The following is a 21,561-nucleotide window of genomic DNA, read 5'->3' as shown; positions in this document are numbered from 1 at the left end:
GAGATCTGCTTTATGTGGGAGGGGGCTCGCCTCCTCCCACAGTGGATCGCGTTTAATGTCGAGCGCTGCGCCAGGCGTTGATGAGCTGTTCAAAGGTCTTCTGCACTTGCTCAACCAGCAGGTCGTCATCGATCTCCCCCGCCATCCACGCGCGGCTTGGCTCCTGGAAGATCGTGCGGCCCACCGCAAAACCCCGGCAGGTGGTGCTGTGGCTGGCGTGTTGAAAGCCCTCCGCCAGGCATTCAGCGGACGCATTCAGGCCCAGCAATACCACGCCACGGCAATACGGGTCGCGCTCAAGGATCAGCTCATCGAGCTTTGTCCACGCCTCGGCCGACTGCGCCTCGATCTTCCACCACGCCGGGTAGATGCCCAGGTTGTACAACCGTTTGAGGCTGCGGTAGAGCACATCCGGGTGCGGCGACGGGTGATCCTTGGGCGGGATGACTTCCAGCAGCAGTTCATGGCCGCTGACCAGCGATGCGTCGTACACCGCCCTGAGTTGCGCTTCCTGTTCCAGGCGCAGCAGAGGCTCGTCATCCGGGTGAAACTGCACCAGGCACTTGATGATCTGTTCGTGGGGCCAGGCGATCAGGTTGCTGCCAATCGAGCGACCGTGTTCAAACGCCAGCGGCCGTGAGTTCTGCACTTCCACCGGGCGCGCAATCCACCAGCCGCGACCGCTGGCAGCGTTGAGCGCGTCCTGGCCGAAACGCTGGTCGGCCAGCAGGCCCACATCGGCCTCGACGCCCTGCTCGCGCAGCTTGTGCTCCACGCGTTCGATGGCCTGGATAAACAGCCGCTTGATGTCGCTGATGCGGGTCAGGTCCTGGCCACCTTTTTGCGCAAGCTCCACCAGTTGCCAGCGATGGTCAAAGGCAAACACAAACAGCTGCTTCCAGGTTTTGCGCGGCACCGTGACCCGGTGCAGGCGTTGCAGGGTTTCGTCCTGATCCGGCCGGGTGATGGGCACCGGGCTGCTGAACAGGTAATCCAGTTCGGCGCGCGTTGGCATCGCCGGGGCACAGGCGTGACGCGACACCACCAGGCCACCACAGGCGTTGGCCAGCTGGCTGCAACGCTCGTCACTGGCGTCATTGATCCAGCCACTTAAAAAGCCCGACATGAACGCATCGCCGGCCCCCAGCACATTGAGCACTTCCACGCGCACACCGGGGTAAATCGCGCCGTCTTCCAGGCGGGCCGGGATCGCGCCGTGGATCACCGTGCAGCCTTGCGGGCCCAGTTTGACCACCAGCGTCGCCGGGGTCAGCTCGCGCACCGTGCGCAGCGCGGTAAGCAGGTCTTCACTGCCGCCGGCGATGAGGAATTCTTCTTCGGTGCCGACGATCAGGTCGAAACGCGGGAGGATGGTCTGCACGTGCTGGCTGACATTTTGGTCGGCCACAAAGCGCGTCTCGCCGTCGGCCTTGCCCGCCAGACCCCACAGCACCGGACGGTAGTCGATGTCCAGCACGCACCTGACGTTGTGCCGGGCCGCGTAATCCAGCGCCTGGATGCTGGCCTTGTACACGCTGTCGGTGGAGAAATGCGTGCCGGTGATCAGCAGCGCCTTGCTGGAAGCGATAAAGGCCTCGTCGATGTCCTCGGCGCGCAGGGCCATGTCGGCGCAGTTTTCGCGATAGAACACCAGGGGGAAGGTTTCGCGGTCCTTGAGCCCGAGCAGCACCAGCGCGGTGAGGCGTTCCGGGTCGACCTTGATACCGCTCACATCGCAACCTTCGCGGCTCAGGGACTCCACCAGAAAACGGCCCATATGGTCGTCACCGACGCGGCTGAGCATCGCCGACTTGAGCCCCAGGCGTGCAGTGCCGAACGCGATATTGGCGGATGACCCGCCGAGGTATTTGGCGAAACTGGTGACGTCCTCAAGCCGCGCCCCCACTTGCTGCGCATAGAGGTCGACGCCCAGGCGCCCGAGGCAAATCAGATCCAATTGACGCCCACTGGCAAAACGAGTCTGGCCCATGCTGGCTCCTGTTATTTTTATCAGCCTGCGTTGTGCCGCCGTGGCGACGGCAAACGCTCTTGGTGGGAGCAGACTAGAACGTCCGGCGACACCGATCAATATTTATTCCATAATTATTTTTATTGGAATATTTTTTCCAATAAGCCAGCATAGCTTCACGCCAGCCGCAGTGCATCGTTTCAGCAGCCCCGCCGGCCGTGATGCCGAGGTATTTTTTTGCGCCTACCCTGTAGACTGGCGCCACCGCCCAGCGCACCAGACCGACACGCCAGAAGGATTGCCCATGTCCGAGACCCCTTCACAAGACGCTCTCGCCAGCGCCCCGCTCAATGCCGAACGTTTGTTGCAGCTGATCACCGATGAATACGAGAGCCTGCCTCGCCAGCTCAAGCGCATCGCCAGCTACATGAGCCAGCAGAGCGACCGGATCATGGTCGACCGCATCAGCGACATTGCCCGCGAATGTGAAGTGCACCCTTCGGCCATCGTGCGTTTTTCGCAGCGCTTCGGCTTCAGCGGGTTCAGTGAGATGCAGACGCTGTTTCGCGAGGCGTATACGCACAAGACCACGCCCGTGCAGAACTACCAGCAGCGCATTCGCAGCATGATCGCCAACAAGTCGCAGAAGGCCAGCGGCGGCGACCTGGCGCGTGAGTGCGTGAATGCCACGTTATCGGGCATCGAGCGGCTGGGGCTGGAGCTGGATGACGTGGCGTTCGACAAGGCCGTGGACCTGGTGGTCAACGCCGACAACATCTATGTGGTGGGCGTGCGCCGTTCGTTTGCGGTGGCCGACTACCTGGTCTACAACCTGCAGCACACCAATAAACGCATCCACCTGGTCTCGGGCCTGGGCGGCAGCTACCGCGAGCAGATGCGCAGCGTGCGCGCCAATGACCTGGTGATCGCCATCAGCTTTACGCCCTACGGCAAAGAGACCCAGCACTGCCTGCGCATCGCCCAGCACCATCAGGCCAGGACGCTGATCATTACCGACAGCAACCTCTCGCCCCTGGCCAAGCGCGCGAATGCGGTGCTGCTGGTCAACGAGGGATCATCCTTTGCGTTCCGCTCATTGAGCGCAACATTGTGCCTGTGCCAGGCCTTGTTCATCGCCGTGGCTTACCGCCTCGAATTGAAAGTGGACGAGATTCACGAGCAAGTGGGTTTCGACGACTGACCTGACACCCTGCAAAACAAAATGTGGGAGGGGGCTTGCTCCCGATAGCGTGTGTCAGTGCTGAACAGGCCAGCTGACATACCGCTATCGGGAGCAAGCCCCCTCCCACATCGGGATGGAGTCTGGCTCGGATCAGTGCATGAAGATCGCGATCAGAATGATCAACGGGATTGGCACGCCAAGGAACCACAGAAGTAATGAGCGCATGATGTTCTTCCTTATTTAACGAACGTAGTTTTCGGTTTCGACGTACACCACCGCATCGCGACGGCGACCGCCGAAGGTGGCAGCGAAGCTGGCGAAGAACGCACCGATCAACAGCGACACGAAAGTCCACAGCGAGGCGTACGCGGCCACTTTCGCGGCCGTGTCGGCAGCTTGCTTGGCTTTGAGCTTGGCGTCTTCGATGGCTTTGCGGGCGTCGCCATACACCTTGTCGATACGCGCTTCGGCATCGGCCTGGCTGAGGTTGGTGCGCTGGCTGATCAGTTGAGCCAGGTAGGTACGGTCTTCCGCTGCCAACTGGCCGTCGTTGCTCAGGGTACGGGCGAAGATGCGACCGACCACGGCATGGGCTGCGTCATCGCTGACCGCTGCAGGGCGATCATCACGGAACAGGCTGTCGACGTAGTAGCCGAAGTCGCCGCTGTGGGCGCCCTTGGCCATGCTGCCGGCGGCCTGGGTCATGCCGCTTGCCGCACCCGACGCCACGCTGGCACCGGCTTTGACGCCACCGCCGACGACGCTGCTCACCGAGCCGACGACCAATACGGCCGTGATCAGGGTCGCCACGGCCCAGGCCAGGAAGCCGTGGGCGGTGTCGCGAAAGTACACCTCATCGCCATGCATGTTGGCCCACTTCACGCGCAAGCGACCGGCGATGTAACCGCCCAGGCCCGATGCGACGATCTGGGTGAAAGCCAGCCAGATAATGGTGGAAATGCCAAGGCCCTTGGCACTCATGCCGCTGTCGGCCCACGGCGATACCGCCGAGAAACCCAGGCCGAAGCCCAGCAGTACGAGGATCAGGGACAGTGCAGCCGCCGCAGCGGCGCCAGCAAAAATCGCCCCCCAGGAAACCCCGGAGCGCGCGCTCGATTCTTGAAGCGTGGTGGATGATGTGATCATTGTTGTTGTGCTCCCGGCAGGAAAAAAAGTGTTACAAGTCTCAAAAGGGACAGTGCAGGCCGCGTGCCAGCCCCCTCTAAAAATAAAATCTATATATTTCAATAACTTAACTAAATTGAACTTACACAATCCATGCAAGTTGCAATAAACCCGGGTTTCGAGCGGGCGTAATGCAATCCCCCCAGCCACACACAACGGCCTGTGAGAAGGGGCTTGTTCCCCCAGATGATTTTCCTGTCAGTTTTATGGAGATGACGTTTTATTTAGGAAACGTTCAGTTACTTATTGGCAAAATATGCGTACTTCTAGTGTGAATCGCTCACCAGGTACTCCTATGACCCGTATTTTGACCATCGAGGATGACGCCGTAACGGCCCGCGAGATCGTCGCCGAGCTGAGTAGCCATGGACTGGAGGTGGACTGGGTGGACAATGGCCGCGAAGGCCTGGTCCGCGCCGTGAGTGGTGATTACGATCTGATCACCCTCGACCGAATGTTGCCGGAACTGGATGGCCTGGCCATCGTTACCACCTTGCGCACCATCGGCGTCTCCACGCCGATCCTGATGATCAGCGCCCTCTCCGACGTCGACGAGCGTGTGCGCGGCCTGCGCGCCGGCGGTGACGATTACCTGACCAAACCCTTCGCCTCCGATGAAATGGCCGCGCGCGTCGAAGTGCTGCTGCGCCGCAAAAGCACGGTCAAGGAGTTCGAAACCGCATTGCGCGTGGCGGACCTGGAACTGAACCTGATCAGCCGCGAAGCCAGTCGCGCCGATCAGCCGCTGACCCTGCTGCCCACCGAATACAAATTGCTCGAATTCCTGATGCGCAACACCGGGCAGATCCTCTCGCGAATGATGATCTTCGAGGAAGTCTGGGGCTATCACTTCGACCCCGGCACCAACCTGATCGACGTGCACATCGGGCGCCTGCGCAAGAAGATCGATCCCCCGGGCCTCACGCCGCTGATCCGCACGGTACGGGGCTCGGGTTATGTCATTGCTGAACCCCTCTAAGGGCTGGCGCTCCTCCAGCAGCCGCCTGCTGGCGCTGTACAGTTCGCTGTTCGTGGCCTGGAGCTGCATCCTCATGGGGGTGCTGTATTACGAGGTCTCGGGTTACCTGAGCGACCTGTCGCGCCATTCGCTGCTGCAGCGCCAGCACCTGTTCCAGCGCTTCGACGGTGAAGAACTGGTGGAAGCGCTGACCACCAGCATGACCTTCGACATGAAGGGCGTAGACGCCTATGGCCTGTTCGACGAGGCCTTCCGCCCGTTGAGCGGGCCGATCCGCGCGGTGCCACCGGACCTGCCCCTGGACGGCAAGATCCACACGCTGGTCAATTGCGTCGAATCCGACGATCCCAAGTTGCCCAAGGACAGCTGCGATGCCGTCGCCACCCACACCGACGACGGCCGCTGGCTGGTGCTGGTGCGCGCCAACGGTTCGCTGTTCGGCGTCACGCGGATCATCTGGCACGCCCTGTTGTGGGCGCTGTCGCTGACCATCATCCCCGGGATCGCCGGCTGGCATCTGCTGCGCCGCCGCCCGCTGCGGCGCATTCGCGGGATTCAGGCGAGCGCCGAGGCCATCGTCGCCGGCGACCTCACCCATCGCCTGCCGCTGTCCGACCGGCGTGATGAGCTGGACATGCTCGCGGCCATCGTCAACGCCATGCTCGACCGCATCGAGAAACTGATGAATGAGGTCAAGGGCGTGTGCGACAACATCGCCCACGACCTGCGCACCCCGCTGACGCGCCTGCGCGCGCAGTTGTACCGCATCAAGCAGCAAGCCGAGGAAGACTCGGTGCACGCGGTGAAACTCGACGATGCAATTGCCGAAACCGACACGCTGATGGCGCGCTTTCGTGGGCTGTTGCGCATCTCGGAGCTGGAAGATCACCAGCGCCGCTCGGGCTTTCTGGTGATGGACCCGCTGCCGCTGCTGCGCGAGCTGCATGACTTCTACCTGCCCCTGGCCGAAGAAGGCGAATTGCAACTGGTATTGGACGTGCCGGCGTCTTTGCCGCCAATCAGCGGTGACCGCGCACTGCTGTTCGAAGCCCTGTCCAACTTGCTGAGCAACTCGATCAAGTTCACCCCGCCGGGCGGCGAAGTGATTTTGCGCGCGGTCAATAACGCCGGCAGCACCCGCATTGAAGTGCATGACTCCGGGCCTGGCATTCCGCTGGCCGAGCGCGATGCGGTGTTCCAGCGCTTTTACCGGGTGGACGAAGGCGATCAGCAAGGCGGGTTCGGGTTGGGCTTGTCGATTGTGGCGGCGATCATCAACCTGCATGGCTTCAAGCTGGACGTGGGCAGCAGCGCACGCGGCGGCGCCAGGCTGGCACTGGAGTGCCGGCAACAACTGATGCCCAAATAACCCGGACACTGCAAAAAAACGGTGGGAGGGGGCTTGCTCCCGATGGCGGTGGTTCAGTCAGCATGGCTGTAGCTGATACACCGCTATCGGGAGCAAGCCCCCTCCCACAGTTGGATGTGCACTGTCTGTCGGATCTGATCAGGCCGGGTAGTTGGCGCGCAGCGCAGCAAGCCCATCGCGGTACACACCAGTGAACAACGCCTCGGCAGCCGCCTCGGTGGTGCCCGCTGCCGGTGTGAATACGCCGGACCAGGTCACCTTTGCCGACGTTTCGCTCAGCGCCTCAACCTGCACCGTCGCCAGGTAAGCACTCACCGGAAACGGCGATTGCTCGATGGTGTAGCTGTAGGTGCGCGCCACGTTGTCAAAGGTTTGCAGGCGCTCCACGATCACGGCGCCATCGGTAGTTTGCAGGTGACGCACGCGTCCGCCCTCACCCGGCTCGCTGCTGGCGATGAACGCCAGCCAGTCCGGCAGGCTGTTGAAACCGCCCATCAATTGCCAGACCTGATCGGCCGAAGCGGGGATTTCAATCACGCAAGATGCTGTTGCCACGGTAAATACTCCAGAAAATAAATCAGCATTCAAATCCTTGTCCTGTCGAACCACGCCGCTGCACCAGAGGTAGCAGACGACATGATTCCAGGGGGTGCTCAGTGAGTGTTTGAAACACTGCCCGGCTTATCGTTCAACCGCATCGGCCAACTATCGGTTATTCCAACCTCGGGTATTTAGGCGCTGGATACCTAAGTTCTCCCCGCAGAACGGAGTCGAACTCAATCACGGCCTCCTCAAGCCTTCTCAACAGTTGCGCGGGACTGATGACCTGCGCCAAACGGTTGGCGATCGATCGCAGGTACACACGAAGCATCTCGTCCGCATCCACGATCCGCTTGATGAATAACCACAGCCGTTTGCGCAGGCCTTCATAACCTGCCTGATATTCCGCCGTGCCGGAGAGCTTGGCGAATCGCGACAAGATGCTTGTAGCTCCCGGGTCCGCCACGAGTTCCTGAGCCGCCACTCTTCGCCATAGCGTTGTTCTGGCGGCCGCTTCCGACTCGGGCAAGCCCCTGAGCCAGTCAACGGGTTGGTTCAAAAGCGGGGCGTTATTGTTGACCCATAATTCGACACCTGTTTCACGCTCAAACGAGAGTAAACGTTGGAACGTGTTCAAATCGTTGAAGGGATTTCCATTCAGGTCCAGCCCCTGCCTCAAGTCAACTGTCCTGGGAATAGAGGTGAAATTGTTATCCTCCAGCCCCAGAAATTCCAAAGACTGATGTTCAAACAACTCCTCGGGAACAGTCGTCAACCCCGTGCGATTCAGAGTGAGGCGGCGCAGTTTGGTCAAAGTGGCGATCGATGGAGGCGTCCCAAGATTATTACCGCTCAAATCAAGTGACTCCAGCGCCGTCATCTGACTGAAAAACGCACTCTCCTCCGGCGGCATGCTCAGCCCGTTACTGGTCAGTTTCAGTTGCCTCAGACGGGGAAACTTTACAAGTTCCGCGGGCAAGCCGGAGCGGATCACGTTTTGAATCTCGAGAATTTCAAGACGCGGGAAGCAGCGGGAATAGATCTCCAAATACTCAGGAATCATTCCCTCCGGTTCACTGATGGCAACCACGGAATTGAACTGCAGATTCTCGCTGCGCATATAGGTGAAAAGGTCCACTAGCGGGCGATTGCCCGACACGGTGAAATCCGCGTCAAGCTTGAAGCCGATCATCCGACCGTTGCGATAGACCTTTTGCGATTGCGCGCCACGCCATGTGTACAACCGACGCAGCTCCTCAAACCATTCGGGTGGCGTTTCAGGATCAAGTTTACTCTGATCAATTATCCACTCGATCTTGTCTTCCTCATCGATCGGCGCGTCTGGCAACTCGTCATCAGAATCAATCGAGAGGCCATCCTGGTAAGCCTCGTTTTCCTTTTGGAAATATTCATCCTCCAGAATGCTCCACTGGTACTCGGAGATGTAGCTCAGGTTTTCCTGGGTATCCACAATTCGCTGTAGCTCGGCTTGCGCATCATCGACCCAATCGAAACATTCCATGAATTCGCTGACTTGCAGATCCGTGAAGCCGGGAATGTAGGTGTCCACCAGCATTCTATCGGTCCGCAGGGCTGCCGCTCGCCCTCCAGCCCCCCCCCGTAAGCTACCTTCTTCCGGCTCGAAAAACGGCGTTCGCAATTGCTGTCGACGCAGCACCGTTTCAAATTCGCGCCGGTTTAAAAGGTTGAGCCGTAGCTTGAACTTGAAGTTGTCGAGTGAGCGCTGCACGCCCAGCTTGAGAAACTCCGCATCCGTCAGGCTGGCTACAAGCGCATCGCCAAAGTCGTCCGTGATATAGCCAGGCGTCGGCGTTGAGTCCGGGCATCGGTAGCGGTTTGTTGCCCTGATGATGATGCGTTGTTTTGGCAGGGAGGGCGCTCCGATCCTGTCCACTACCACACCGGAGGCCGACCCTTCGCGCACCGTTATCGGCACGTTCCAACCGGGCATGCGCCGAGCGCTGTGCAGCAGCAGCGTGTCACTGTCCACGTTACGGATGCTATCGAGATAAGCCCCCTCATAGGCACGAACCAGGCGCAACTCGTGTTCGTAAGCCGAGACTTGAGGTTCCAGACGCTGAAACAACGCCTTGGTCTCTGCCAGGGTCAACGTGCTGTCAGGGCTGATGTGTTCGTCGAGCAACATCTGATCGCGCACTGACAAAGGCAGTGACGGGTATTCATGCGCGAGGGCCTTTTGCAGGTCACTCTGCGGTTTGGTGAGGACGTTGTAATGCTCTTCAAACATCGACAACCGCTGATCATGCGCGATCCCCCTGGCCTTGAGGTGTATCAATCGGGCTCTGACGTAAGTGGGAGGATATGGCTCCCCTGGCTCAAGTAGATCGCCCAATAACTGACGTGTTTCTTCCGGGCCCAAACGTCTTGCCAGGTCTTTGAATAACGAGCCGCCTTTGGGATGAATAACCAACACATCTTCTTCAGCCGTGATTGCGGCGGTTTCCCAGATGACCTTGTTACCATCGACCAGCCGCAAGCCGACGCCGCGGGGCCAGGAACTGTCTGACGTCAACCAGCGGGCCAGGTGCAAATCCCCCAGAGGCGACTGAACACTGCCCAGCTGCGTAATGTAGTCTTCCACTCGCTGAGCGGTCTTGAAACGCAGCAACGTATCGGCAAACAACCCTTTGGGCCTGGCGCCCGTGATCAGTTGCTGGCGCAATTGCTCATCTGAAACGCCGCTGACCCGGCGGATCAATTCCAGCCTGTCATCCGAAATCCCTTCCACCTCGCGCCCGAAACCGCGCATCAACTGAGGACGAGTCCACTGTGCGACGGGCACATTCTCCGCGCCTGGCGGGATGAAGATTTCAGCAGCAACGACGTGAGGCGACGATGGGGTAACGATGGGCTCGGAGGGAGGTTGAATGCTTGCGCCCCCCTCATCGAGCACAGGCGGCCTGGGCCGCGGTGTTGGCTTTGACGCCGGGCCGGCCAGCGCTACGCCGGTCTTGATCAACAGCGGCAGCGCATTGAGCAAGCCAAAGACCGTTCGGGTCACGCCTTCATTGATTTTATCCCGGCTCTCGCCTTCCACCACTTCAGACACCCCCTGCGCGGCGTCGATCAACCCGGCCAGACCCAGCAAGCCTTCACCACCGGGAAAGAAAATAGCCAGCGCGCCCCATCGGTTTATCCAGCCGATCACCGGATTGATCACGGCCGCCAGATTGTCGCGATTGACATCGGCATCGTCGCGAATGGCTTCCTCGGCAGTGGCCAGGCTTGTCTGCTTGAATACCTTGACCAATTCAGCAAACGGATCAACTGAATTCGCAACGGTATCCAGCAGGATGTAATCGTCCGGGTTCCAATACCCGTCATTGTTGAAGAAGCCCGATTCGCGAGTAAGGTGATGCTGCTTCGGATACTGGGCCATGGCCTGCAATGCTGTCAGCACACCCGCGTGAAAGGTGCCGTCGCTGCGGTCGTCTTTTTCGAAATGCTCGCAGAGGGCCACTCTTTTCTCTCGGTGTTTGCCTTGCTCTACGATCCAGGCGCGCAATGCCTTCATGTTTGCGAACTGATGAAGCGGCGACGAATTGCCTGGTACATAGAGCAGCACCACACCGCTGCGACGATGACGCACTACCCAAAGATCCCGCGCCGTGTAGCGATAGATCATCAGGCGGGAAACTTCTACATGCGCCATTGGAAAGGTGCGTTGCTCCAACTGAACACTGCTGATGCCAGAGAACTCAACAGCGTCTTCTCCAAGTCCCGCCACTGAAAGAGCCAACTGCAATCCGGCAAGGGTCAGGCTCGATTCAAGATTTTGCAAAAAGGCAGCCATGACGAATGCTGTCTTCATTGAGGTGCGCAACGCGTAAGGCTCGCTCCCCATGATCGTGGCATCCGATGGCAAGTTGCTATACAGGTACTCTTGATACAACTCTTTGTAATCGAGCGTCCACACCCATTTTTTAAACTCGGCCGCAGTGATCGCAAGTTGCGTGGAAGGCCCGTAGGTCTGCGGGTCGGTGCGGCGGTAGATACCCTCGTAAACCTTATGATTACCGCTGCCCTGAAAAGCGAACTCGTCGACATTCGCAACCAGCTTTATCTCTGGCCCTACGGCTGGTGGCGTGTACAGGCCGAAAGCCGTTTCTGCAAAACGGTTATCGCCCACCGCCTGGTAGTCGCTCAACAGGCCCTGCACCAGTGACTGCTGGACGCGGATCTGCCCCTGATACACACCGTTGATGGGCGGGTGGCCGTGGTAGTCATAGTCCAGCGTCACCAACTGGGTGGTGACAGGGTCGAGGTCTTCGCCCCACTTGAGGCGTATCTGTGTGGCACCGTGTTCAGCGGGTGTGAAGATCAGGCTGTCTTTCAGGGCAAGATTCAGTGAGCCGAGCCGGTTGGTTGTCGAAATGCAGGATGTCATGCAGTCAAATCCATTTGTGATTGAAGAATCGTCGACTCTAGGTTCGTTGACTTGATTGAACGATCAGAGAATGGAGGTTCGCGTCGAGCCCATTACTGACGCCTTCTGTAGGTCAAGCGGTGCCCACGAGGCCTGAGCCAACGCTCAATCTTGTAATATCCCGCCGTTATGCCTAGCTTATGCGCCCCCCGCCCAACGCTTTAAGGCCCTGCCCCATGGTTATGGTTATGCGTCTTCGTCCCGTCATCACTTCACCTTTTGCCCTCGGTCTGTTGCTCAGCAGCGGCATGGGCAGCAGCCAGGCGGCTGAAATCGAACTGCCGGCGCTACAGGTCCAGGGCGAGGAAGCCTCCGGCTACCGCACCGAGAGCGCGTCGGTCGGCGGGTTCAACGAAGCGCCGTTACTCGACACACCGGCCTCGATCACGGTCATCAACGCCACGCTGATCAAGGACCAGCAGGCCCGCCTGCTCAGTGAAGTGCTGCGCAACGACGCCTCGGTGGGCGACAGCTATGCGCCGATCGGCTACTACGAAAACTTCGTGGTGCGCGGCTTCTCGCTGAATGCGGCGAGCAGCTACAAGATCAACGGGCGCACCATCACTGGCGAGCAGAACGTTGCGCTGGAGAACAAGCAGCAGGTGGAAGTGCTCAAGGGCCTGGCCGGGCTGCAAAGCGGGATTTCCGAACCCGCCGGCGTCATCAACTATGTGACCAAGCGCCCGGAAGAGGTGCGTTCGGTCACCGTCTCCACCGATGATCGCGGCAGCGGCTATGTGGCCACGGATGTGGGCGGCTGGTTCGGCAGCGAGCAGCAATTCGGCCTGCGTGCCAACGTGGCCCATGAAGACCTCAATACCTATGTGGAGCACGCCGATGGCCGGCGCGATTTCGTGTCCCTGGCCTTTGACTGGAACCTCAGCCCAGACGCCGTGTTGCAACTGGACGCGGAATACCAGAACAAGCAACAGCGCTCGGTGCCGGGCTATCAATTGCTGGGCGGCACTGAAGTGCCCCACGGCGCATCGCCGAAAAAACTGCTGGGGCACCAGAGCGGTTCCAGGCAGGTGGGCATCGACTCGCTGAACCTCAACGGCAAGTTCGAGTACCGCTTCAGCGACCAATGGAAAGGCAGCCTCAGTGCAGCCCGCAGCCAGGTGGTGATCGACGACTACAGCGCGTTTGCCTGGGGCTGCTACGGTTCGGCCAGTTGCAGCGGCTCGAGCACGCCCAACTACTTCAGCCCCGAAGGCAATTACGACGTCTACGACTTCCGCAGCCCGGATGACACGCGCCGCGACGATGAAGTGCAAGCAACCATGACCGGCCTGTTCGACACCGCCGGCATCGGTCATGAGCTGACCTTCGGCAGCAGCGCCTTTCGCCGGGTGGTCGACAAACGCATGCCAGTCAACGAGCTGATTGGCACCGCCACTGTCGACGAGGACGTGCCGACCTTCACCGCCACCGACAAGCCGCTCAACGACAGTCATCGGGCCCTCGACAGCCGCCAGTACGGCGTGTTCGTCACCGACCGCATGCGCCTGAGCGAACAATGGCAAACCGTCGTCGGCGGCCGTGAAGTACGCCTGGATGAGCGCGCCTTCGACAGCGACGGCAACCCGGCACGGCATACCCAACAGTCTGTGTTCCTGCCCCAGGCGGCGTTGATCTACAAGCCGGTGCAGGCTGTTTCGCTGTACACCAGCTACAGCAAGGGCCTGTCCCTGGGCGGCACCGCGCCGTGGTTTGCGAGCAATCCCGATACCACCCAGGCACCGACCACATCACGGCAGATCGAAGCCGGGGTGAAATACGACTGGCGCCGCATCAGCTTCGCCGCCGCCGTGTTCCAGACGCGCCAGGCCTATCAATATGCCAAGCCCGACGGCACCGGCAAATTCACTTACGTACAACAGGGCGAGCAGAAAAACACAGGCCTGGAGCTCTCGGCCAACGGCTGGGCCACCGAGCGCCTGCAGATCGCAACCAGCGTGGCGGCGATTCGTGCGCGGGTGAGCGGCAGCGGCACGCCGGGTTATGAAGATCATCAGGCAATCAACGTGCCCACGCTGCGCGCCAGTGTGTATGGAGATTACGCGTTGCCGTGGGTGAACGGTCTGGCGGTGCTGGGCGGCGTGCACTACAGCGCCAAAAAGTACGCCAATCGCACCGGCAATGCAGCGGTGGGGGATTATGCGGTGGTCAATGTCGGCAGCCGCTACACCACCCGGCTCGATGGCTATGAAACGGTGTTTCGCCTGAGCGTCGACAACCTGTTCGACAAGCGATACTGGCGCGACGCGGGCGAGTACATGGGCGATGACTACCTGTTCCAGGGCGCACCGTTGACGGCCCGCTTGAGTGCATCGGTCAACTTCTGATTCAGGTATGCATGCAGATCCAACTGTGGGAGAACGCCTGGTTTTAAAGCCTGAAATGTCAGACAGCCACATCACTGTGGCGAGCGGGATTGCCCTAAGGCCAGTCAGTTAAGCGCAGATCCCTTGTGGAAGCGGCGGTGCGACGATTCGACTTGCCCGCGAAAGCGGTGGGTCTTCAACATCAATGTTTGCTGGGCCGACGCCATCGGGAGCAAGCCCCCTCCCACATTTTGTACAGCGTTCGCAAACCATTCCGGTCGGCGCTCAGGCCGCCGCGCTTTTGCTTTTGATCTGGAAGCGCCCCGTCAAACACGCTGGCCGAACGCAGGTTTTGGAGCGTGGGTAACCCGGCAGGACGCCGGGTTAGCCGCGCTGGGCCAAGGATGGCCCATCGCGGCGGCCCACGCTCCAAAGCCTGCGTTCGGGCACACCGAGCCTGGGCGAGGTGCCGAGTGTTGGGGCAAGAGCCCTTTGGTTACTTTGGGGCTTTCCAAAGTGACCCGCCGTCAGGGCGGAACCCTAAGTCGCCGTTACCGCAGAAACGAATATGCGCACCGAAAAATCATCTTCGCAGGCAAGCCGCTAGTCACAGAAACTACAGTCTTACCAGAACCGCTGTTGGGTCAGGCGGCTCCACCACGTCAGCAGCACCCGGTCCACTGAACCGCTGGCCGCCAGGCCCACACGTTCCTGCAGGCTCTTGCGCTCGGCGTAGTGCAGGTGGAACACCTCGGCCGTCTTGGCCTTGGTGGCCAGGTATTCGTCGCTGGTCTGCAGCGCGTCCACCAGTTGCTTGTCCAGCGCCGCCACGCCCAGCCACACCTCTCCGGTGGCAACGTCATCGATTGACAGCTGCGGGCGGTAACGCGAGACGAAGTTCTTGAACAGTTGGTGGGTGATATCCAGGTCTTCCTGAAACTTCTCCCGGCCTTTCTCGGTGTTTTCGCCGAACACCGTGAGGGTGCGCTTGTATTCACCGGCGGTCAGCACTTCAAAGTCGATGTCGTGCTTTTTAAGCAGGCGGTTGACGTTGGGTAACTGCGCGACCACACCGATGGAGCCGAGGATGGCAAACGGCGCGCTGATGATCTTCTCGCCAATGCACGCCATCATGTAGCCGCCGCTGGCCGCGATCTTGTCGATGCACACGGTCAACGGCACGCCCGCCTGGCGAATGCGCGCCAGTTGCGACGAGGCCAGGCCGTAGCTGTGCACCATGCCGCCGCCGCTTTCCAGGCGCAGCACCACTTCGTCCTCGGGCGTGGCCAGGCTCAGCAACGCGGTGATTTCATGGCGCAGGCTCTCGGTGGCCGAGGCCTTGATATCGCCATCGAAATCCAGCACGAACACCCGGGGCCGGGCCTCTGGCTTCTTTTTGCTGTTCTTCTTTTCGGTTTTGCTTTCGGACTTGCGCAGGGCCTTGAGCTGGTCCTTGTCAAGCAGGGACGACTCCAGGCGCTCACGCAACCCCTTGTAGAAATCATTGAGCTTGCTGACCTGCAACTGGCCGGCGGACTTGCGACGTCCTTTACTGCGCAGCGCCGCGAAGCTGATCAGGACGACCAGAATCGCGACCACCAGGGTGACAGTTTTTGCGAGAAAGCTCGCGTATTCAGCCAGAAAATCCATGGTTCTCCTTACAAGTGCAGTGCGCCAGGCGCGGATGGCCCCAGCATACCGGCGGCACTGCCTGCAAACCAGTGCCCAAACCGCCAGCAGCCGCCCTCCAACTACCTTTTAAAACAAGCGTATGTTTTTCCATTGACAGCTTCCGGGCATCCCCATAACCTCGTCGGACGTTTCAACGTACCCAGGAAAACGGACGTGGGCAGCATCTATCTGATTCGGCATGGCCAGGCCTCTTTCGGGGCAGACGACTATGACGTCCTGTCGCCCATCGGTGTGGAACAGGCGCAGGTGCTCGGTCGTCATCTCGCCGACCTGGGGCTTGCCTTCGACCGCTGCATCGCCGGTGACCTGCGCCGCCAACAGCACACTGCCACCGCCACCTTCGAATCCTTCAGCGCCCTCGGCTTGCCGGTCCCGCCCGTGGAAACCGACAGCGCATTCAATGAATTCGACGCCGAAGCGGTGATCCGCGCGCTGCTCCCCGAGCTGTTGAGCGAAGAACCCGACGCCCTCGACATCCTGCGCAACGCCGCGCAAAACCGCCGCGAGTTCCAGCGCATCTTTGCGCTGATCATCGACCGCTGGCTGGCCGGCACTTACGACCCGCCGGGGCTGGAAAGCTGGCTGGGGTTCGTCGAGCGCGTACAGGGCGGTCTGCAGCGTCTGCTGGATAAGGCCGACGACGCCGACAAGATCGCCGTGTTCACCTCCGGCGGCACCATCACCGCCCTGCTCCACCTGATCACCCGAATGCCTGCCGCGCAGGCCTTCGAGCTGAACTGGCACATTGTTAACACCTCGCTCAACCAGCTGAAATTCCGCGGTCGCGAGGTGGCCCTGGCTTCCTTCAACAGTCATGCGCACTTGCAACTGTTGAAGGCGCCGCAGCTCATCACGTTCCGATGAACTGCGGCCCACCGTGACCCCAAGGTCACTGGACTCTACCCTAAAGGATCGAAACCATGACTGACGTAGCCAAAGCCGTAGCAGCAATGAAAGCCAAATTCAACCCAAGCGCCGCCGAAGGTCTGGACCTGGTGTTCGGTTTCCGTATCGATGACACCAAGAACTTCTCGCTGGTGGTCAAGGACGAGACCTGCGAACTGCTGGAAGGCGAAAACCCGGACGCCCAGGTCACGCTGGTGATGGACAGCGAAACCCTGGAAGGCATCGTCGACGGCTCCACCGACGGCATGCAGGCGTTCATGGGCGGCAAGCTGCGCACCGAAGGCGACATGATGCTGGCCATGAAGCTGAGCGAATTGTTCCCGTCCTGAGTACCCGTGGGAGGGGCTCGCCCCTCCCATATCAGTTTTTCGGTTGCAGCAACAACGCCACCAACGCGCTCCACCCCGTCTGATGCGACGCCCCCAGGCCTCGCCCCGTTTCTCCATGGAAATACTCATGGAACAGCACCAGGTCGCGACTCGCCGGGTCCGCCTCCAGCTGCGCATACCCCGCCATCGAAGGCCGCAGGCCGTTTTCATCCCTTAGAACCAATCGCGTCAAGCGCTGACTCAAGCTGTCGGCGACCTCCCCCATCGACGCCAGATAACCACTCCCCGTGGGGTACTCCACCGAAAAATTATCCGCGTAGTAACGATGAAACTCGCGCAGCGACTCGATCAGCATGTAGTTCACCGGCATCCACACCGGCCCGCGCCAATTGGAATTACCGCCGTACAGGCGTGAATCGGATTCGCCGGGCTGATAGCGCGCGCTCAGGCTGTCGCCATTCATCTGCAGCGCCAGCGGCTGCTCGGCGAAGGCTTTGGACAAGGAGCGCACGCCGAACGCCGAGAGAAACTCATCGTCATCCAGCATGCGCCGCAGCAGGTCCTTGGTGCGCTCGCCGCGCAACAACGCCAGCAACAGGCGATTGCCCTGCCCCGGTTCATTCCAGCGCGACACCAGCCTGGCCAGATCAGGCCGGTGATGTATAAAGCCCAACAGCCGTTCGCGCAACCCCGCCAGGCCTTCATGCTCGCGCTGCTCCAGCACCAGCACGGCGAACAGCGGCATCAGGCCGACAATCGAGCGCAGGCGCACCGGCTCGCTGTGGCCATCGGGGCGGTGCAGCACGTCGTAGAAAAACAGGTCCTGCTCATCCCACAGGCCTTCGGCGCTGTCGTCGACGCGGTTGATGGCGCCGGCGATATACAGGAAGTGCTCGAAGAACTTCACCGCAATGTCGACGTACACCGCATTGCGCCTGGCCAGTTCCAGGCCGATGCGCATCAGGTCCAGCGCATAGGCTGCCACCCACGCGGTGCCATCGGCCTGATCCAGTTGATAACCCGGTGGCAACGTCGCCGAGCGGTCGAACAAGGCAATGTTGTCCAGGCCCAGAAACCCGCCCTGAAACAGGTTGCGCCCCTCGGCATCCTTGCGGTTGACCCACCAGGAAAAATTCAGCAGCAGCTTGTGGAAAATCCGCTCGAGAAAATCCATATCGCCGACGCCCGTGAGCGCCTTGTCCTGCTGATACACGCGCCAGCTGGCCCAGGCATGCACCGGCGGGTTGGCATCGTCGAAACGCCACTCATAGGCCGGCAACTGGCCATTGGGGTGCATGAAGCGGTCCTTCACCAACAGCAGCAGTTGTTGCTTGGCATAGCCCGGGTCGATCAGGGCAAACGCCACCGCCTGGAAGCCCTGATCCCAGGACGCGTACCACGGGTATTCCCAGGTGTCAGGCATTGAGAGGATGTCGAAGTTGGACAAGTGCCGCCAATGGGTATTGCGAATGTGCAAGCGCTCGGGCGGCGGCGCCGGTTGGGCCGGGTCGCCGTCGAGCCACTGGTTCACATCGAAATAATAGAGCTGCTTGGACCACAGCAGGCCGGCCAGGGCCTGACGCTGCACATTGCGTGCGTCTTCATCGACGAGGCCCTGTTGCAGGGCGGCGTAGAAGTCATCGGTTTCCTCGCGGCGCTGGTCGAACAGCTTGCGCGCATTGACCTCAGGCGCGCCCACCGGCGCAAAGCGCAGGTAGACCGTTTTGCTTTCCAGCCCCGCCAGCTCCAGGATGAAACGCGCGGCGACCTTGGTGCCCGCGTCACGCCGAATGGCGGCCTGCACACCGTCCACCACGTAATCGTTGATGCCATCCTTGAACGGCCCGGGCGCGGCTTGCCCGTCAAGCCTGGGGTAGTTGGTTTCGTTCTCGCAGAACAGCCATTCCACGCCGTCCTGGCCCCAGGCGCCGAGCTGGTAATCGGGCAATTCATGATGACGCGCGAGCACGCGCTCACCGTCGAGTTTCAATTGCGGCTTGGCGGCGTCAGCGGTCCAGCTCCAGTCGTTGCGCGCCCACACCTGGGGCAGCACCTGCAGGCGCGTCGGCTGCTCGGCGCGGTTGTGCACGGTGACGCGCATACAAATATCGTCCGGCTGATGCTTGGCGTACTCGACGCTGACGTCGCAATAGCGGTTGTCTGCAAACACGCCGGTGTCGAGGATTTCATACTCGGCATCACCCAGCCCGCGTCGCGCGTTTTCGCTGATCAGGTCGGCATAGGGAAACGCTGCATGGGGGTATTTGTAGAGCATGCGCATATAGGCATGGCTCGGCACACCGTCGACGAAAAAGTACAGCTCCTTGACGTCCTCACCGTGGTTGCCCTCGGCGTTGTTCAGGCCGAACAGGCGCTCCTTGAGGATCACATCGCGCTCGTTCCACAGCGCCAGGCCCAGGCACCAGCGCTGCGCCTTGTCACTGAAACCGGCCAGGCCATCCTCGCCCCAGCGATAGGCGCGGCTGCGCGCATGTTCATGGGGGAAGTAGCGCCAGGCATCGCCGTCGGCGCTGTAGTCTTCGCGCACCGTGCCCCATTGGCGCTCACTCAAATACGGCCCCCACGCGCGCCAATCCTCGGCATCCTCGGTCGCCAGGCGCTGGCCTTCAACCGTTTCACGTAGTCGGGTATTGGGTGTGGCCGTCATGGAGTCCTCCGTCGCCTGCCTGATAGACGCAGTGTAGAGCCCAACCGCGCGCGGATGCACATGAAGACTTGGAAGACGCCTTTCATTCATTTGCAGAATGAAGTCCTGAGGATTCTTCGTTTGCACGCGCACCCCGCGCCCAACAAAATCCCGTGAACGGCCACGCTCATCGCCACTGCCATCAGGAATTTTTCTATGTCCAGCACCGCCCACGTCAGCCCCGACGACATTCGCAAAGGTTTCTCCAGGGCCATGTCCGACATGTACCGCGATGAAGTGCCGCTTTATGGCGCGCTGCTGGAGCTGGTGGCCGAGACCAACCGCCGCGTACTCGACAGCGACCCGGGCCTGGCGCAACAGCTGCAACGCACTGGCGAACGCCAGCGTCTGGACCTGGAACGCCACGGTGCCATTCGCGTGGGCACGGCTGCCGAACTGGCAACCCTGCGCCGCTTGTTCGCGGTGATGGGCATGCAGCCGGTGGGCTATTACGACCTGACCCCGGCCGGGGTGCCGGTGCATTCCACGGCGTTTCGTGCGATGCATGAAAGCGCGTTGCAAACCAGCCCGTTCCGCGTATTCACCTCGCTGCTGCGCCTGGAACTGATCGAAAACCCCGAGCTGCGCGCCTTCGCCGAAACCGCCCTGGCCAAACGCTCGATCTTCACCCCGGGCGCTTTGGCGCTGATCGAACACGCCGAGCAACACGGCGGCCTCAACGCCGCGCAGGCCGATGAATTCATCCGCCAGGCCCTGGAGACTTTTCGCTGGCACCACACTGCTACCGTCACCGGCGCGCAGTACCGGCAATTGAGTGACCAGCACCGCCTGATCGCCGATGTGGTGGCCTTCAAGGGCCCGCACATCAATCACCTGACCCCGCGCACCCTGGACATCGACCAGGTGCAGGCCGCGATGCCCGGCAAAGGCATCACGCCCAAGGCGGTGATCGAAGGACCGCCGCGCCGCCGCTGCCCGATCCTGCTGCGCCAGACCAGCTTCAAGGCGCTGGACGAACCCATCGCCTTCACCGATGCCCACGGCAGCCACAGCGCGCGCTTCGGCGAAATCGAACAACGCGGCGTCGCCCTCACCCCCAAGGGCCGCGCGCTGTACGACCAACTGCTGAACGCCGCGCGCGAGGAACTGGGTGCCTTTCCCAACGAGGCCAACGCCGGGCGCTACACGCAGTTGATGGCACAGCACTTCCAGGCGTTCCCCGACGATCATGGGCTGATGCGTGAACAGGGCCTGGCCTATTTTCGTTATTTCGCCACCGAGCAGGGCCTGGCAGCACGCGGCCAGGCCGACCGGCCGCACACGCTGGAGGCACTTTTGCGCGCCGGCCATGTGGCGATTGAACCGTTGGTGTATGAGGATTTTCTGCCGGTGAGTGCGGCGGGGATTTTCCAGTCGAATTTGGGGGATGCGGCGCAGAGTCACTATGCGGCGAACTCGAACCAGGCCGAGTTCGAGCAGGCGCTGGGGTGCAGGACAATCGATGAATTGCAGTTGTATGCACAGACGCAGCAGCGTTCCATCGACGCCTGCACCCAGGCATTGCTGTAGGAGCAAGCGTGCTCCTACAGCCGTTGGCATTCAGCTCAGGCGGCCGCTGATCTCGTCCTTGATCAACAGGCGTTTCTTCTTGAGCTTCTCTACATCCTCATCGTTGGCACTGGCTTTTTCCGCCTCCAGCACGTCCTTGTCGGCGGCGTCATAGCGAGTGAGCAGCGCGTCCAGCCGTTTATCGTTCGCCCTGTGTTTGTGAACGTCGTCCTTGCTCATCCCCAGGTCCTGATACAGGTCGTGTTTAACTGGCATGGCCTACCTCCTCACGTTGATCAATGGCTTACGCCTTTGAAACTAGCCCATTCCTGACGCGCTTGTCATGTTTCAAGCCCATCGGTTCCGTTCGTCGCGGCGCGAAGGATGGGATCAAACCTTTG

The 21,561-nt window shown here is 60.8% G+C and carries 14 protein-coding genes; 7 read left to right on the top strand and 7 right to left on the bottom strand.

The features are described 5' to 3' along the window. Positions 1 to 52: 52 nt before the first annotated feature. Entirely contained in the window at positions 53 to 1,990 is a 1,938-nt protein-coding gene (locus ACXX81_RS08115) for a bifunctional 5-dehydro-2-deoxygluconokinase/5-dehydro-2-deoxyphosphogluconate aldolase (protein ID WP_458571474.1), read from the bottom strand. Between the two features lie 283 nt (positions 1,991 to 2,273). Here ACXX81_RS08115 and ACXX81_RS08110 point away from each other — a divergent pair, with 283 nt between their 5' ends. Further along, entirely contained in the window at positions 2,274 to 3,170 is an 897-nt protein-coding gene (locus ACXX81_RS08110; protein ID WP_458571473.1) for a MurR/RpiR family transcriptional regulator, read from the top strand. 222 nt (positions 3,171 to 3,392) lie between these two features. Here ACXX81_RS08110 and ACXX81_RS08105 read toward each other — a convergent pair whose 3' ends face one another. Next, positions 3,393 to 4,298 (bottom strand): hypothetical protein, encoded by a 906-nt coding sequence (locus ACXX81_RS08105; protein ID WP_458571472.1) that lies wholly within the window; start codon positions 4,296 to 4,298, stop codon positions 3,393 to 3,395. 334 nt (positions 4,299 to 4,632) lie between these two features. Here ACXX81_RS08105 and ACXX81_RS08100 point away from each other — a divergent pair, with 334 nt between their 5' ends. Continuing rightward, positions 4,633 to 5,316: a response regulator transcription factor gene (locus ACXX81_RS08100; protein WP_034096990.1), complete on the top strand. Its 684-nt coding sequence runs from the start codon at positions 4,633 to 4,635 to the stop codon at positions 5,314 to 5,316. Further along, positions 5,294 to 6,685: a sensor histidine kinase gene (locus ACXX81_RS08095; RefSeq protein ID WP_209982701.1), complete on the top strand. Its 1,392-nt coding sequence runs from the start codon at positions 5,294 to 5,296 to the stop codon at positions 6,683 to 6,685. Before ACXX81_RS08100 ends, ACXX81_RS08095 begins: the two co-directional genes overlap by 23 nt. A gap of 138 nt (positions 6,686 to 6,823) precedes the next feature. On the opposite strand, the gene ACXX81_RS08090 is transcribed toward ACXX81_RS08095, so the two are convergent. Together ACXX81_RS08090 and ACXX81_RS08085 are read right to left on the bottom strand one after the other, a co-directional pair. Next, complete coding sequence (locus tag ACXX81_RS08090) at positions 6,824 to 7,240, bottom strand: SRPBCC family protein (protein WP_458571471.1); 417 nt, start codon at positions 7,238 to 7,240, stop codon at positions 6,824 to 6,826. A gap of 157 nt (positions 7,241 to 7,397) precedes the next feature. Further along, positions 7,398 to 11,654: a leucine-rich repeat domain-containing protein gene (locus tag ACXX81_RS08085; protein ID WP_458571470.1), complete on the bottom strand. Its 4,257-nt coding sequence runs from the start codon at positions 11,652 to 11,654 to the stop codon at positions 7,398 to 7,400. 221 nt (positions 11,655 to 11,875) lie between these two features. Here ACXX81_RS08085 and ACXX81_RS08080 point away from each other — a divergent pair, with 221 nt between their 5' ends. Then, on the top strand, positions 11,876 to 14,038 hold the full coding sequence (locus ACXX81_RS08080) for a TonB-dependent siderophore receptor (RefSeq protein WP_458572570.1): 2,163 nt from the start codon (positions 11,876 to 11,878) through the stop codon (positions 14,036 to 14,038). Between the two features lie 603 nt (positions 14,039 to 14,641). Here the strand turns inward: ACXX81_RS08080 and sohB are convergent. Further along, positions 14,642 to 15,667 carry a protease SohB gene (sohB, locus tag ACXX81_RS08075; RefSeq protein ID WP_231422960.1) on the bottom strand — a complete coding sequence of 342 codons (1,026 nt, stop codon included), beginning with the start codon at positions 15,665 to 15,667 and terminating at the stop codon, positions 14,642 to 14,644. A gap of 195 nt (positions 15,668 to 15,862) precedes the next feature. On the opposite strand from sohB, the gene ACXX81_RS08070 reads away from it, so the two are divergent. Both ACXX81_RS08070 and ACXX81_RS08065 read left to right on the top strand, forming a co-directional pair. After that, positions 15,863 to 16,573 carry a histidine phosphatase family protein gene (locus ACXX81_RS08070; RefSeq protein ID WP_458571469.1) on the top strand — a complete coding sequence of 237 codons (711 nt, stop codon included), beginning with the start codon at positions 15,863 to 15,865 and terminating at the stop codon, positions 16,571 to 16,573. Between the two features lie 56 nt (positions 16,574 to 16,629). After that, complete coding sequence (locus ACXX81_RS08065; protein WP_458571468.1) at positions 16,630 to 16,944, top strand: SCP2 sterol-binding domain-containing protein; 315 nt, start codon at positions 16,630 to 16,632, stop codon at positions 16,942 to 16,944. Positions 16,945 to 16,975: 31 nt separating this feature from the next. Here the strand turns inward: ACXX81_RS08065 and ACXX81_RS08060 are convergent, their stop codons facing one another. Further along, positions 16,976 to 19,612 carry an MGH1-like glycoside hydrolase domain-containing protein gene (locus ACXX81_RS08060; protein WP_458571467.1) on the bottom strand — a complete coding sequence of 879 codons (2,637 nt, stop codon included), beginning with the start codon at positions 19,610 to 19,612 and terminating at the stop codon, positions 16,976 to 16,978. A gap of 195 nt (positions 19,613 to 19,807) precedes the next feature. Between ACXX81_RS08060 and hglS the strand changes: the two genes are divergently transcribed. Then, a complete protein-coding gene (gene hglS / locus ACXX81_RS08055) occupies positions 19,808 to 21,181 on the top strand; it encodes a 2-oxoadipate dioxygenase/decarboxylase HglS (RefSeq protein WP_458571466.1) in 1,374 nt (457 codons plus the stop codon). Positions 21,182 to 21,211: 30 nt separating this feature from the next. Here hglS and ACXX81_RS08050 read toward each other — a convergent pair whose 3' ends face one another. Next, on the bottom strand, positions 21,212 to 21,436 hold the full coding sequence (locus ACXX81_RS08050) for a DUF465 domain-containing protein (RefSeq protein ID WP_209982719.1): 225 nt from the start codon (positions 21,434 to 21,436) through the stop codon (positions 21,212 to 21,214). Positions 21,437 to 21,561 lie beyond the last annotated feature (125 nt).

This window comes from Pseudomonas sp. GNP013 (genome assembly GCF_054343995.1).
Note: the sequence above shows the minus strand (reverse complement) of the source record. Positions and strands in the feature narration are given on the sequence as shown.

What these genes read in the sequence shown, in the direction of transcription:
- ACXX81_RS08115 (WP_458571474.1), bottom strand. Translation starts at nt 1,990, where the DNA reads ATGGGCCAGACTCGTTTTGCCAGTGGGCGTCAATTGGATCTGATTTGC.
- ACXX81_RS08110 (WP_458571473.1), top strand. Translation starts at nt 2,274, where the DNA reads ATGTCCGAGACCCCTTCACAAGACGCTCTCGCCAGCGCCCCGCTCAAT.
- ACXX81_RS08105 (WP_458571472.1), bottom strand. Translation starts at nt 4,298, where the DNA reads ATGATCACATCATCCACCACGCTTCAAGAATCGAGCGCGCGCTCCGGG.
- ACXX81_RS08100 (WP_034096990.1), top strand. Translation starts at nt 4,633, where the DNA reads ATGACCCGTATTTTGACCATCGAGGATGACGCCGTAACGGCCCGCGAG.
- ACXX81_RS08095 (WP_209982701.1), top strand. Translation starts at nt 5,294, where the DNA reads ATGTCATTGCTGAACCCCTCTAAGGGCTGGCGCTCCTCCAGCAGCCGC.
- ACXX81_RS08085 (WP_458571470.1), bottom strand. Translation starts at nt 11,654, where the DNA reads ATGACATCCTGCATTTCGACAACCAACCGGCTCGGCTCACTGAATCTT.
- ACXX81_RS08080 (WP_458572570.1), top strand. Translation starts at nt 11,876, where the DNA reads ATGGTTATGCGTCTTCGTCCCGTCATCACTTCACCTTTTGCCCTCGGT.
- sohB (WP_231422960.1), bottom strand. Translation starts at nt 15,667, where the DNA reads ATGGATTTTCTGGCTGAATACGCGAGCTTTCTCGCAAAAACTGTCACC.
- ACXX81_RS08065 (WP_458571468.1), top strand. Translation starts at nt 16,630, where the DNA reads ATGACTGACGTAGCCAAAGCCGTAGCAGCAATGAAAGCCAAATTCAAC.
- ACXX81_RS08060 (WP_458571467.1), bottom strand. Translation starts at nt 19,612, where the DNA reads ATGACGGCCACACCCAATACCCGACTACGTGAAACGGTTGAAGGCCAG.
- hglS (WP_458571466.1), top strand. Translation starts at nt 19,808, where the DNA reads ATGTCCAGCACCGCCCACGTCAGCCCCGACGACATTCGCAAAGGTTTC.
- ACXX81_RS08050 (WP_209982719.1), bottom strand. Translation starts at nt 21,436, where the DNA reads ATGCCAGTTAAACACGACCTGTATCAGGACCTGGGGATGAGCAAGGAC.